The sequence below is a fragment of the Oscillospiraceae bacterium genome, assembly GCA_015065085.1.
Taxonomy (GTDB): domain Bacteria; phylum Bacillota; class Clostridia; order Oscillospirales; family SIG627; genus SIG627.
In genome coordinates, this window is record SVQW01000010.1 from 39,979 (window position 1) to 54,695 (window position 14,717).

The window sequence follows — 14,717 nt, forward strand, 5'->3', positions numbered from 1 at the left end:
GTGCAAATGCATCTTCTCTCATCCGGACTTTACCGTCGGCTCTGGAATTTCACCAAATCAGCTTACGCTCGCGGGCTTTACCGCCGGTGGGGAATTTCACCCACCCCCGAATTAAATTGTGAATAAAATTAAGTTAGGGGCGGAAAAACCGCCCCTAATATGAGAAATTAGTTGTTAATAGCAGTAACAACGCCGGAACCTACGGTTCTACCACCTTCACGGATGGAGAAGCGGAGACCCTGTTCGATAGCGATAGGAGTGATGAGCTCAACGTTCATATCAACGTTGTCGCCGGGGTTGCACATTTCAACGCCATCGGGAAGAGTGATAACACCGGTAACGTCGGTAGTTCTGAAGTAGAACTGAGGACGATAGTTGTTGAAGAAGGGCTTATGACGTCCACCCTCTTTTTCGGTAAGAACGTAAACCTGACCAACAAACTTGGTGTGAGGAACGATTGTGCCGGGCTTAGCAAGAACCTGACCACGCTCGATATCGGTCTTCTGGATACCACGGAGCAGACAACCAACGTTGTCACCTGCTTCAGCGTAGTCGAGAAGCTTCTTGAACATTTCGATACCGGTAATAACGGTCTTCTTGGTTTCGGTAGCAAGACCAACGATTTCAGCTTCATCGTTCATCTTAATCTGACCTCTCTCAACTCTACCGGTAGCAACAGTACCACGACCGGTGATGGAGAAGATATCCTCGACAGGCATAAGGAAGGGCTGGTCAGCCTTTCTGTCGGGAGTAGGAATATATTCGTCAACTGCCTTCATGAGTTCAAGGATAGGAGCAAACTCAGGAGCGTTGATGTCGTTGCTTGTGCTTTCAAGAGCATCACGAGCAGAACCGCGGATGATAGGAGTGTTATCGCCGTCGAATTCGTACTTGCTGAGCAAGTCACGGATTTCCATTTCAACGAGTTCGAGAAGTTCGTCGTCGTCAACCATATCGCACTTGTTCATAAATACAACGATGGAAGGAACGCCAACCTGACGAGCGAGAAGGATGTGCTCACGGGTCTGCTGCATGGGACCATCGGTAGCTGCAACAACGAGGATAGCACCGTCCATCTGAGCTGCACCGGTAATCATGTTCTTGATGTAGTCAGCATGGCCGGGGCAGTCAACGTGAGCATAGTGTCTCTTTTCAGACTCGTACTCAACGTGACGGGTGTTAATGGTGATACCACGTGCCTTTTCTTCGGGCGCGTTGTCGATCTGGTCGTATGCAAGAGCAACGTTCTTATCACTCTGAAGACCCATAGTTCTGGTGATAGCTGCAGTAAGAGTGGTCTTACCATGGTCAACGTGACCAATGGTACCAATGTTAACATGGGGTTTTGTACGGTCAAATTTTTCTTTTGCCATTGTTAATATCCTCCTTAAGGAAACGATTTTTTAAATATTTTAATTTTAAATTACAAATATTAGATTAATAATAACATATCTATTAGTCTAACACAAGTATAGATTTTTAAGTTTCTGTAAATTTTACGCTTTAGCTCTACCGGAAACGATCTGTTCCTGAACGCTCTTGGGAACTTCTGCATAATGGCTGGGTTCCATAGAGTAAGAGCCACGACCCTGGGTCTTGGAACGCATATCGGTTGCATAACCGAACATTTCAGCAAGCGGTACAAATGCATTGATCTGCTGTCCGCCGCCTACCTGCTCCATACCCTGAATCTGTCCGCGGCGGGAATTAAGGTCACCGATAACGTCGCCCATGTACTCATCGGGTACAACAACGACAACCTTCATAATAGGCTCGGTAAGAACGGGGTCAGCCTTTCTCATACCTTCCTTAAAGCCCATAGAAGCGGCAATCTTAAATGCCATTTCGGAAGAGTCGACTTCGTGGTAGCTACCGTCATTAAGAGTAACCTTAACGTCAACAACGTTGTAGCCTGCAAGTACACCGGACTGCATAGCGCCCTGTACACCGGCATCGACTGCGGGGATATATTCCTTAGGAATGTTACCACCAACAACTTTATTGATGAATTCGTAACCCTTACCGGCTTCATTAGGTTCAATGGTCATCTTAACGTGACCGTACTGACCCTTACCACCGGACTGACGAGCGTACTTGTGGTCAACATCAACGCTCTTGCGGATAGTTTCTTTGTAGGAAACCTGAGGCTTACCTACGTTTGCTTCTACCTTAAATTCGCGAAGCAGACGGTCTACGATGATTTCGAGGTGCAACTCACCCATACCGGCGATAATGGTCTGACCGGTTTCTTCATCGGTGTAGGTCTTAAAGGTGGGGTCTTCTTCAGCCAGCTTAGAAAGTGCAATACCCATCTTTTCCTGACCTGCCTTGGTCTTGGGCTCTATAGCTACACGGATAACAGGATCCGGGAATTCCATAGACTCAAGTATAACAGGATGTGCTTCATCGCAGAGAGTATCACCGGTAGTGGTATTCTTGATACCAACGACCGCAGCAATATCACCTGCGCAAATTTCTTCAACATCCTCACGGTGATTAGCATGCATAAGCACGATACGACCGAGACGCTCTCTGCCATCCTTATTTGCGTTGTAAACGGTAGAACCTGCCTGGATCTTACCGGAATAAACTCTTACAAAGCAGAGCTTACCAACAAAGGGGTCGGTAGCGATTTTGAATGCGAGTGCAGAGAAAGGTGCATCATCATCAGTTGCTCTCTCTTCTTCCTCGCCAGTTTTCTGGTTAACACCCTTGATATTAGGAATATCAAGAGGAGAAGGCATATACTCAACGATATCGTCGAGAAGCATCTGTACACCCTTGTTTTTATAAGAAGTACCGCAGGTAACAGGAACTACTTTATTAGCAATGGTAGCAACACGGATAGCAGCCTTAATTTCGGGAATGGTAATTTCTTCACCGCCGAGATATTTTTCAAAGAGAGCCTCGTCGGTTTCGGCAAGACTTTCAAGCATAGCGGTGTGGTATTCTTCAGCCTTATCCTTCATATCTGCAGGAATTTCGGTCTCAAGAATGTCGGTACCAAGGTCATTCTGATAGATATAAGCCTTCATATTTACAAGGTCAATTATACCTTTGAAATTTTCTTCGGCGCCGATAGGAAGCTGAATCGGTACAGCGTTGGCTTTGAGTCTGTCTTTAATCATCGAAACAACGCGGTAGAAATTAGCACCCATAATATCCATCTTGTTAACATAGCACATACGGGGTACGCCGTATTTATCTGCCTGACGCCATACGGTCTCGGACTGAGGTTCAACGCCGCCCTTTGCACAGAAAACGGTTACGGAACCGTCAAGTACACGAAGCGAACGTTCAACTTCAACAGTAAAGTCAACGTGACCGGGGGTGTCAATAATGTTTACACGATGGTTTTTCCAGAAACAGGTAGTTGCAGCAGAAGTAATGGTAATACCTCTCTCCTGCTCCTGTTCCATCCAGTCCATGGTAGCCGCACCTTCGTGGGTCTCACCAAGTCTGTGGGTTTTACCTGTATAGAAAAGGATTCTTTCGGTTGTTGTCGTTTTACCAGCATCAATATGCGCCATTATACCGATATTTCTAACTCTTTCAAGCGGGTATTCTCTGGGCATTAATGTGTTCTCCTCTCAAGCGATAAACAAACGTTTATCATTAATTTTACCATCTGTAATGAGCGAAAGCCTTGTTAGCTTCAGCCATCTTGTGTGTGTCTTCTCTCTTTTTAACGGAAGCACCGAGATTGTTGATTGCATCCAGTACTTCACCAGCAAGACGCTCAGCCATTCTCTTTTCTCCGCGAGCTCTTGAATAAGTGATGAGCCAACGAAGACCGAGGGTCTGACGTCTCTCGGGGCGTACTTCCATAGGAACCTGGTAAGTGGAACCACCGAAACGACGAGCCTTAACCTCTAACACAGGCATGATGTTTTCGAGTGCTTTCTGGAAAACCTCAAGGGGATTTTCACCTGTTTTTTCCTTGATAATATCAAAAGCATCATATACTATTGTCTGTGCAACACCTTTTTTACCGTCCAGCATTATATTGTTGATAAGTTTGGTAACTACCTTAGAATTATAAAGCGGATCCGGCAATACGTCTCTTTTTGAAATTTGACCTCTTCTTGGCACTGAACTTCCCTCCTTCATAAAATAATGAAATCACGGGTACTCGGGCATTTTGCCCGTAAGCGCTCTGTCAAACTTTATCTATATAAATATTATATTATAAAGCTGCAAAGCATTAATTTTCCGCGATTATGCCACAAGGTTTAATCTTACTTCTTTGCGCCGTACTTGGAACGGGACTGCTTACGATTAGCAACGCCCTGAGTATCGAGAATACCACGGATAATGTGATAACGTACACCAGGGAGGTCCTTAACTCTTCCGCCTCTGATCATTACAACAGAGTGCTCCTGAAGGTTGTGACCGATACCGGGGATATAGGAAATAACTTCCGCACCGTTTGTAAGTCTTACACGTGCAACTTTACGCAGAGCCGAGTTAGGTTTCTTGGGAGTTTTGGTGTAAACTCTTGTGCAAACGCCTCTCTTCTGAGGGCTGGACAAATCGGTTTCTGTCTTCTTGAGTGTGTTAAGACCTACCTGAAGAGCCGGAGACTTGGACTTGTAAGTAACTTTCTCACGGCCATGTCTTACTAATTGGTTAAAGGTTGGCATACCGCACCTCCTTATAAAATAATATTTATATAGACAGCGGAAAAAAGATAAACCGCTTTCTATCTGATTTTAGATACGGCATAAACTGCACAATTTACATCTATACCGCAAACTTTGCCAAGCGCCGCCATGTTTTTGGTTTCATCGACCTTAACACCGCCGACCCGGCACATTGCCTTGATTTCTTCACGAATATGACCATCTGCATCTGATGCCACATATACAATTTCGGCAAAACCTGCTTTAATAAGCTTCTTGGCCTGATTAAGGCCGACAGCCTTTCCGTCGCGAAGTTTAAGTTTCAAAGCTGATAAATCTGAAGCACTCACTTACACATATATCCTTTCCGAACATTAAAGCGTGCAATCATACTTAAATATTATACATTAAAAGATGTTTTTTGTCAATAGATATAACAATCACACAAAAAAATCTGCGTTTTGCACAAAAGTTTCTTTTCTTAATGTGCATTATTTATATTTTTACCCAAATATATGAATTTAAAACATATCAAAACGGCATATACGCGATGCGTATATGCCGTTATATGATTAATAGCTGAATTCTGTCTGTACCTGCTGATTTTCAACTTCGATATCACGGTATACCTGCATACCCGTACCTGCGGGAATAAGTTTACCGATAATAACGTTTTCTTTCAAACCGAGCAGCGGGTCAACCTTACCCTTGATTGCAGCTTCCGTAAGAACCTTGGTGGTTTCCTGGAATGAGGCCGCTGAAAGGAAGGATTCGGTAGACAGCGAAGCTTTGGTAATACCCAGCAAAACGTGAGAATACTTAGCCGTTCTCAAGTCGCGCTGTCCTTCCTCGATGAGCGCTTCTATTTTGCGATTTTCTTCTCTGATATCAATTATATCAACAAGCGAGCCGAGAAGCAGATTTGTATCTCCCGGATCATCCACGCGGACCTTACGTGTCATCTGACGCGCAATTACTTCGATATGCTTGTCATTAATGTCAACACCCTGAGTGCTGTAAACACGTTGCACTTCTTTGATGATATAGTTGTAAACCGCTTCGAGACCCTCAGTTTTGAGGATATCTGCAGGAGCGACAACACCGTCGGTGATAAGCTGACCTCTTGTAACCGTCTGACCGTTTTCAACGGTAAGCTTTACATTGCCAGGAATAGCATGAGGTCTTTCTTCACCGTTTTCGAGCGATTTTATGGTAATCTTCTTTACAGTCTTGCCTGCATCCTTATTGTCAATCTGAACAATACCGGTGCAATCAGCAACAACAGCAGTTTTCTTGGGACGTCTTGCTTCAAAGAGTTCTTCAACACGGGGAAGACCCTGGGTAATATCCTTACCTGCGACACCACCGGTATGGAAGGTTCTCATTGTAAGCTGTGTACCCGGCTCACCAATGGACTGTGCGGCTATAATACCGACAGCTTCACCGATATTAACCGGCTTTGTGGAAGCAAGGTCGCTACCGTAGCAGTGTACGCAGACACCGTGCTTGCACTGACAACCCAGAATAGAGCGTACATGAACCTCTTTAATACCTGCTTTAATGATGCGGTCAACCTGTGCCTCATCCAGCATAACGTTGTCTTCTGCGATAACCTCGCCTGTCTTGGGATCATATATCTCGCCGATAGTGTAACGGCCGAGCAGACGATCTGCCAACGGTTCGATAAGCTCGTCCTCGTCACGAATTTCGGAAATTATGAGACCTTCGCGTGAACCACAGTCGATTTCTCTGATAATAACCTCCTGTGAAACGTCAACAAGTCGACGTGTAAGGTAACCGGAGTCCGCTGTACGAAGAGCGGTATCAGCAAGACCTTTACGTGAACCTCTTGCTGCAACGAAATACTCCAATATATCCAAGCCTTCACGGAAGTTTGCCTTAATAGGAAGCTCCAGTGTCTTACCGGTAGCGGTACTCATAAGTCCGCGCATACCGGCAAGCTGACGAATCTGCTTGATAGAACCACGGGCACCGGATACAGCCATCATGTTTATAGGATTAAACTTGTCAAGGTTCTTCTGAAGTGCAGCGGTTACATCGTTGGTACACTTATCCCACACTTCAATAACACGTCTGTAACGCTCATCATCCGAATAAAGACCGCGCTGGAATTTCTTGGTGATTTCATCAACCTTCTTATCCGCTTCGGCAAGAATTGTCTTCTTTTCAGGCGGTACGGTCATATCGGCAACAGAAATGGTTATAGCGCCGCGGGTGGAATATTTAAAGCCCATTGCCTTTATATTATCAAGAACTTCTGCGGTTTTCGCGGTGCCGCAGTACTTAATGCAGCGGTCGATAATATTTTCAAGTTCTTTCTTTGTTACAACAAAGTCGATTTCGGGTTTGAGAAGATTCTCGGGAATCGAACGGTCAACAAAGTGCAGATTCTGAGGAATAGTTTCGTTGAAGATAAATCTTCCAAGCGTGGATTCAACAATGCCAGTGTGAGTTTCGCCGTCTATAACCTTGGAAACACGCATCTTAATACGGCTGTGAAGCTGAAGATCGCCGTTTTCGTAAGCCATGTTGGCTTCGTCAAAATTACGGAATACTTTGCCTTCACCCTTTTCTCCCTCACGGTCATAGGTAAGATAGTATGAGCCGAGTATCATGTCCTGAGTAGGAACGGTTACTGCGTGACCGTTAACAGGTTTAAGAAGGTTGTTAGCCGAAAGCATGAGGAAACGAGCCTCAGCCTGAGCTTCTGCAGAAAGAGGTACATGCACAGGCATCTGGTCACCGTCGAAGTCGGCGTTAAACGCAGTACATACCAGAGGATGAAGCTTTATTGCACGTCCTTCAACGAGAATTGGTTCGAATGCCTGAATGGAAAGTCTGTGAAGTGTAGGAGCACGGTTAAGAAGAACGGGATGTTCCTTTATAACGCTTTCAAGAGCATCCCAGACCTCTGCGCTCACACGTTCAACCTTCTTCTTGGCATCCTTTATGTTATTAGCCTTGCCCGTTTCAACAAGTCGTTTCATCACAAAGGGCTTGAACAGCTCAAGTGCCATTTCCTTGGGAAGACCGCACTGGAACAGCTTAAGGTCGGGACCTACAACGATAACAGAACGTCCGGAGTAGTCAACACGTTTACCCAGAAGATTCTGTCTGAAACGGCCCTGCTTACCGCGGAGCATTTCGGAAAGAGATTTGAGGGGACGGTTGCTGGGACCTGTGACAGGTCTGCCGCGTCTGCCGTTATCGATAAGGGCATCCACAGCCTCCTGAAGCATTCTCTTTTCGTTTCTGATTATAATTTCAGGAGCGTGAAGCTCGATAAGTCTCTTAAGACGGTTATTACGGTTAATAACACGGCGGTAAAGGTCGTTAAGATCGCTGGTAGCAAATCTGCCGCCATCCAGCTGTACCATGGGACGGATTTCAGGAGGAAGAACCGGAACAACGTCCAGTATCATCCACTCGGGCTTGTTGCCGGAAAGTCTGAAGGATTCAACAACCTCAAGACGCTTTATGTTGCGGACTCTCTTCTGACCCGTAGCGTTAACAAGCTCGCTCTTAAGCTGCTCTGACAGCTTTTCAAGATCCATTTCCTGAAGTATCTGCTTGATAGCCTCTGCACCCATACCTACCTTGAAGTCGTTTTCGTACTCTTCGTACTTCTTGCGATACTCTGTTTCGGTAAGTATATCGTTTTTATTAAGACCGGTATAAGATGGACCGGGATCGAGAACTATATAGGAAGCAAAATACAGCACTTTATCAAGCTGACGAGGAGAAATATCAAGAAGCAGACCGAGACGGGACGGAATTGCGCGCAGATACCAGATATGGGAAACAGGTACTGCAAGCTCAATATGACCCATGCGTTCGCGTCTTACCTTATTGGTTGTAATTTCAACTCCGCACTTTTCACATATTTTGCCTTTATAACGGACTTTTTTATATTTGCCGCAGTGACATTCCCAGTCCTTCTGCGGGCCAAAGATTCTTTCGCAGAACAGACCGTCGCGTTCAGGCTTGAGTGTTCTGTAATTGATGGTCTCGGGCTTTTTAACTTCGCCGTGTGACCACTGTCTCATCAGTTCCGGTGATGCGAGACCGATTTTTATCTTTTCGAATTCATTATGATTCATTACAAAAACCAATATCCTTTTGGGATAATCCTTTCTCGAAAAATTGCATTAATGAGGATTACATATCATCGTCGGACGGCTCATCGCCATAGTCTTCGTCGGAGTAGTCATCGCCGTCAAAGCCGAAATCGTCATCGTCGCTTTCGTCTGCGTCGGCGTATTTTCCTTCCTCATCATCATGCATGGGGTCAACAGCATCAAATTTTGCTTCTCCGATGTCGCTCACTTCAATAGCCTTGATGGATTCGGTCTCTTCCTCCGAAACCTCTTTAAGCTGAACCTCGTTATCCTCGCCGTCAAGAACTCTTACATCGAGACCCAAAGACTGGAGCTCTTTAATAAGAACCTTGAAGGATTCGGGAACACCGGGAGTGGGAATGTTCTGACCCTTTACGATTGCCTCGTAGGTCTTAACACGTCCTATTACGTCGTCAGACTTAACAGTGAGTATTTCCTGAAGTGTGTAAGCGGCACCGTATGCTTCCAGTGCCCATACCTCCATCTCACCGAAACGCTGACCACCGAACTGAGCTTTACCACCCAGAGGCTGCTGTGTTACAAGTGAGTAAGGACCGGTGGAACGTGCGTGTATCTTATCATCAACCAGATGGTGGAGCTTAAGGAAGTACATGATACCTACTGTTACGCGGTTATCAAACGGCTGACCGGTACGTCCGTCGTAAAGAACGGTCTTACCGTCGGGGTCAAGTCCCGCTTCTGCCAGATAGTGTGCTATATCTTCTTCGTTGGCACCGTCGAATACAGGAGTCATAATCTTCCATCCCAGCTTCTTGGCTGCCATACCTATATGAACCTCGAGCACCTGTCCGATATTCATTCGGGAAGGAACGCCCAGAGGGTTAAGTACGATATCAAGAGGTGTACCGTCGGGAAGGAAAGGCATATCCTCGGGGGGAAGTATTCTGGAAATAACACCCTTATTACCGTGACGACCTGCCATCTTATCGCCCACGGAAATTTTTCTCTTCTGAGCGATATATACGCGTACTACCTTATTTACGCCGGGCATAAGCTCGTCTTTGTTTTCACGGGAGAAAACTTTAACGTCTACTACTATACCGCTTTCGCCGTGAGGCAGTCTGAGAGAGGTATCACGAACCTCACGCGCTTTTTCACCGAAAATTGCACGCAGAAGTCTTTCCTCGGCGGTAAGCTCGGTTTCACCCTTGGGAGTAACCTTACCTACCAGGATATCGCCTGCATGAACCTCAGCACCGATTCTGATAACACCATACTCGTCAAGATCCTTAAGTACGTCATCACCGACACTGGGAATATCTCGCGTAATCTCTTCCGGACCGAGCTTTGTTTCTCTTGCCTCGTGAGAGTATTCTTCTATATGAATAGATGTGTAAATATCTTCGCGTACAAGGCGCTCGTTAATGAGTACAGCATCCTCGTAGTTGTAACCTTCCCAGGTCATAAAGCCGATAAGAGCATTCTTACCGAGAGCAATTTCGCCGTTGCTGGTAGCCATACCGTCGGCAATTACCCTACCCTTTTCAACACGTTCGCCCTTATCCACAATAGGCTTCTGGTTGATACAGGTACCCTGGTTGGAGCGTTTGAACTTAATGAGAGGATAGTGCTCGGTAGTACCGTCATCAAGGCGGATGGTAACGTGATCAGATGCAACATCCTCAACGATACCTGCGTGCTTTGCTGTAACAACCACGCCGGAATCCACAGCCGCCTTATATTCCATACCCGTTCCGACGATAGGTGCATCATTAATCATGAGGGGAACAGCCTGCTTCTGCATGTTTGAACCCATGAGTGCACGTGTGTTATCGTCATTTTCAAGGAAGGGGATCATTGCTGTTGCAACCGAGACAACCATTTTTGGGGAAACATCCATGAAATCGATCTTTTTGGAATCTATTTCGATAATTTCCTCGCGGAATCTTGCAGTAACCTTAGAATTTACGAAACGGTTGTTTTCATCCAAAGGCTCGTTAGCCTGAGCAACTATATATTCATCTTCCACATCTGCGGTCATGTAGATAACCTCGTCGGTTACTACACCAGTTTCCTTATCAACACGGCGGTACGGAGCTTCTATGAAGCCGTACTCACTGATACGTGCATATGTTGAAAGGTAGGAAATAAGACCGATGTTGGGACCTTCGGGAGTTTCAATAGGGCACATTCTTCCGTACTGGGTGTAGTGTACGTCTCGAACCTCGAAGGATGCACGGTCACGGGAAAGACCTCCGGGACCCAGTGCGGACAGACGGCGCTTATGAGTAAGCTCGGAAAGCGGGTTGGTCTGATCCATGAACTGAGAAAGAGGAGACGAACCAAAGAATTCGTTTATTGCCGAAAGAATGGGACGTGTATTTATCAGGGACTGAGGCGTTACATTGTCCATATCCTGAACAGTCATACGCTCCTTGATAATCTTATCCATTCTGAGGAAGCCTGTGCGGAGCTGATTCTGAAGAAGCTCGCCCACGCTGCGCAGACGACGGTTTCCGAGATGGTCGATATCATCAGCAGCACCAACATTATGAATAAGACAGAACAGATAGTTAATGGAAGCCATAATATCTTCCACAGTGATGTTCTTGGGAACAAGCTCATCCTTGCGGAGCTTCATCTGCTTCTTAACCTCTTCGGCATCGGTGTATTCAGAAGTGATTTCGTTGAGAACAGACAGTCTCACCATTTCGTTTATGCCGGTGTCTGAAATATCGTAGCCGAGTATTTTGTCGGCATGAACCATTTCGTTGGAGAATACAACAACCTCTTTACCGTCGGGAGCTACAACCTTTACACGGATAACACCTGCATCCTCAATTTCTTTTGCCATCTGGCGGTTGAGAGCGGTGCCTGCCTCATAGATAACCTCGCCCGTAACAGCGGAAACGGCATCCTCCGCAAGAGTGGTACCCTCGATACGGCGTCCGAGAGCCATCTTCTTGTTCATCTTGTATCGTCCGACGTTATAAACATCATAACGCTTGGGATCAAAGAAAAGATTGTTGATGAGGTTTCTTGCACTGTCCACCATGGGGGGATCACCAGGACGGAGTTTTTTGTAAATCTCCTTAAGTGCCTCATCCATCTCGGTAGTCTTATTCTGCTCTGCAAGAAGCTTCATTTCATCCTTCTGCATGGTTGCGATAAGCTTTTCTTCATCGCCGAACTTATCGGTGATTTCCTTATCGGTTCCGTATCCCAGTGCTCTTATAAGGACTGAGATATGCATCTTGCGGTTTTTATCTATTCTGACATAGAATATGTCATTAGCGTCATTCTCATACTCCAGCCATGCGCCGCGGTAAGGAATAACGGTGGTTGCATAAGTCTTTTTATTGGATTTGTCAAGAGTGACTTCGTAATACATACCGGGTGAACGAACTATCTGAGATACAACAACACGCTCCGCACCATTCATGACAAATGTACCGTTATCGGTCATCATGGGAATGGTACCAACGTAAATATCCTGTTCCTTTACTTCACCGGTAACCTTGTTGCTGAGACGCACCTTGAGACGAAGAGGAACGTCATAGTTCACATCTCTCTCCTTGCACTCTTCTATGGGATACTTCGGCTTGTTTTCAATGGTATAGTCAACAAAATCAACATTGATATTTCCCGAATAATCGACTATGGGAGAAACATCCTTCAATACATCTCGCAGACCTTCATTGATGAACCACTCAAAAGACTTCTTCTGAACCTCTATGAGATTGGGCATCTCCAAAGTTTCATTGATTTTCGAAAAGCTCATTCGAGTAGTAGTGCCGAGTTTATGAGGCTTGACCATCAACCTATCACTCCTTTTGTAATTGCCGGTTAGTTTTCTTTCTGCTTTTTTGAATGCAATTCAGTAGTAATGTTAAAACACTGATGTCTAACATATAATAATATTGCAGGGTCTTTTCAAGACAAAATAACCGATTGTAATGCAGTATATTATATTATCATATAAATTCAACCTTGTCAAGTAAAAAATTATATGTTTTAACTTTTTTTACAATTTAAACACAAAAAAGTCTTCAATTGGAAAAAACCGAAGACTTTTTCAAGAAAAACGCATGTCATATTATCCCGTCCGAATACAGCTTTCATTTTAATCGAAAGTGAGTAATTCAAACTCTGATTTTCAGAAACAAAAATTGTAAGACCCAACGAAAATCACAAAACGAAACATCCGTGATTTGCACCGTTTCGGGCAAGCACGATTGCACTTTTTTCGGTCGAGTTATCATATCGCAAAAACAGTCTTATAACATCGCAAGAAAAGCAAAAGCCGCACAGCACTGCTGCGCGGCAATAAGCTGATGAGCCGAGTTGAACGGCCGACCTCATCCTTACCAAGGATGTGCTCTACCTACTGAGCTACATCAGCATAAGTGGCGACCCGAAGGGGACTCGAACCCCTGACCTCTAGCGTGACAGGCTAGCGTTCTAACCAACTGAACTACCGGGCCATGTTCCGAATCACTTTCGGAAATGGGAGCTACAGGGATCGAACCTGTGACCTCCTGCTTGTAAGGCAGATGCTCTCCCAGCTGAGCTAAGCTCCCGAATGGAGCGGATTACGGGGCTCGAACCCGCCACCTCCACCTTGGCAAGGTGGCGCTCTACCAAATGAGCTAAATCCGCATGGCGATATACATTGGGGGAAAATGCCTCCGGTCGGAATTGAACCAACGACACGAGGATTTTCAGTCCTCTGCTCTACCAACTGAGCTACAGAGGCGTGTGCCTTCCGTCTACCCAATGTTTTTCGGAACGTGTGATATTATATCACAACAAAACCAATTTGTCAAGAGTTTTTTCAAAACTTTTTTGAATTTCCCTTTTTTTCCATTTTGTAACAAATCACGGCGCATAATATGTGCCGTGATTTGTACATTATTTCCAATTGATTATCTTTGCTTTTCAAGAGCTCTCTTTAAATACGGATAAAAATATTTTGCCATCTGTACGAAGCCATAGTCATTGGGGTGACAGCCGTCAACAGTGCAGCAATCTCTGAATTCAACACCGAAAATCTGCTGACCATCTATAAAATACACGTTTTCCCCTCTTTCCAGGGCCTTGCGGTATGTCTCGTATATGACACTGCGTCGTGCAGGAATAAACGAATCGTATTTTACATCATCGGATTTTGATGCCATAATTATGGGTATATCAGGGTGTTTTTCACGAACGGTGAGATACAGCGCTTCATGTGTAGCACGGAGATGATCGACATTCGGAGCGTTGTGGTCATAATCCATAAAAAATGCACTCATATCCAGACTCGCGATGTAATCGCACATATTTTTCTCACCTTTGCCGCTGCCGGAAAATCCGAGATTTATAAAATCACAGTCCAGCATACGGGAAAGTATCGCCTGATACGCATTTCCTGGTCTTGAAGCGCATCCGCCCTGAGTAATGGAAGAGCCGTAATATACCACCGGTTTATCATATTTATACTTCTTTCCCTCTCCGACAAAGGAGCCTTCACGCACTCCGATATACAATTCCCGCACTCCGTTGTAAAGCGGGAAATTAATTGTTACATACTTTTTACCTACCGGAAGGTATATTATTCTGTCATACTCCTTGTCAAAAGATGTGGGCGGAACAAATGTTCTGTAATACTCACTTCCGTTGTCACCGTCTATGTACAAATCAAAGCCGGTATTACCAGTGGAAGGCATATGCGCCATTGCAAGACACGAACCTACATATTTGATTGCGATATAATTTGAATCAGTGGAAAACCTTATACGTCCGCCGGCAGTCTGACAACTGAGATGTGCAACACCGTCACTGACACTTTTGGCAATCTCGGAAGGCATGCGTCTGTAATAAACATTGTCATGCGGATTGTAAAGGCCGTAAATATCGAAAGCCGAATCATGCGAATTGTACCACACAATATCCTTTTCGTCCAATGTCGACTGTAACTTAAAATTCTTATCAATTTCAGCTATATCCATTATTC

The 14,717-nt window shown here is 45.2% G+C and carries 8 protein-coding genes, 5 tRNA genes and 1 riboswitch; all 13 genes read right to left on the reverse strand.

The features are described 5' to 3' along the window. Positions 1–9: 9 nt before the first annotated feature. A riboswitch (FMN riboswitch) is annotated at positions 10–118 on the reverse strand. 49 nt (positions 119–167) lie between these two features. Next, the gene (tuf, locus tag E7588_07545; protein MBE6689115.1) at positions 168–1,373 is read right to left on the reverse strand and encodes an elongation factor Tu; all 1,206 of its coding nucleotides are present in this window, start codon (positions 1,371–1,373) and stop codon (positions 168–170) included. A 123-nt stretch (positions 1,374–1,496) separates the two neighbouring features. Further along, a complete protein-coding gene (gene fusA / locus E7588_07550) occupies positions 1,497–3,575 on the reverse strand; it encodes an elongation factor G (GenBank protein ID MBE6689116.1) in 2,079 nt (692 codons plus the stop codon). Positions 3,576–3,621: 46 nt separating this feature from the next. Continuing rightward, positions 3,622–4,092 carry a 30S ribosomal protein S7 gene (gene rpsG / locus E7588_07555; protein MBE6689117.1) on the reverse strand — a complete coding sequence of 157 codons (471 nt, stop codon included), beginning with the start codon at positions 4,090–4,092 and terminating at the stop codon, positions 3,622–3,624. A gap of 146 nt (positions 4,093–4,238) precedes the next feature. Further along, entirely contained in the window at positions 4,239–4,643 is a 405-nt protein-coding gene (locus E7588_07560; GenBank protein MBE6689118.1) for a 30S ribosomal protein S12, read from the reverse strand. 59 nt (positions 4,644–4,702) lie between these two features. Continuing rightward, a complete protein-coding gene (locus tag E7588_07565; protein ID MBE6689119.1) occupies positions 4,703–4,972 on the reverse strand; it encodes a 50S ribosomal protein L7Ae-like protein in 270 nt (89 codons plus the stop codon). Between the two features lie 222 nt (positions 4,973–5,194). Next, positions 5,195–8,743: a DNA-directed RNA polymerase subunit beta' gene (gene rpoC, locus E7588_07570; protein ID MBE6689120.1), complete on the reverse strand. Its 3,549-nt coding sequence runs from the start codon at positions 8,741–8,743 to the stop codon at positions 5,195–5,197. Positions 8,744–8,801: 58 nt separating this feature from the next. Continuing rightward, positions 8,802–12,539 (reverse strand): DNA-directed RNA polymerase subunit beta, encoded by a 3,738-nt coding sequence (gene rpoB, locus E7588_07575; protein ID MBE6689121.1) that lies wholly within the window; start codon positions 12,537–12,539, stop codon positions 8,802–8,804. 512 nt (positions 12,540–13,051) lie between these two features. Continuing rightward, positions 13,052–13,124: transfer RNA gene (locus tag E7588_07580), tRNA-Thr, on the reverse strand. Between the two features lie 5 nt (positions 13,125–13,129). Further along, positions 13,130–13,206: transfer RNA gene (locus E7588_07585), tRNA-Asp, on the reverse strand. A gap of 23 nt (positions 13,207–13,229) precedes the next feature. Beyond that, positions 13,230–13,302: transfer RNA gene (locus E7588_07590), tRNA-Val, on the reverse strand. A gap of 3 nt (positions 13,303–13,305) precedes the next feature. Then, a tRNA-Gly gene (locus E7588_07595) sits at positions 13,306–13,381 on the reverse strand. A gap of 24 nt (positions 13,382–13,405) precedes the next feature. After that, positions 13,406–13,478, reverse strand: a tRNA-Phe gene (locus E7588_07600). Positions 13,479–13,647: 169 nt separating this feature from the next. Further along, positions 13,648–14,712 (reverse strand): hypothetical protein, encoded by a 1,065-nt coding sequence (locus E7588_07605; GenBank protein MBE6689122.1) that lies wholly within the window; start codon positions 14,710–14,712, stop codon positions 13,648–13,650. Between the last annotated feature and the right edge of the window lie 5 nt (positions 14,713–14,717).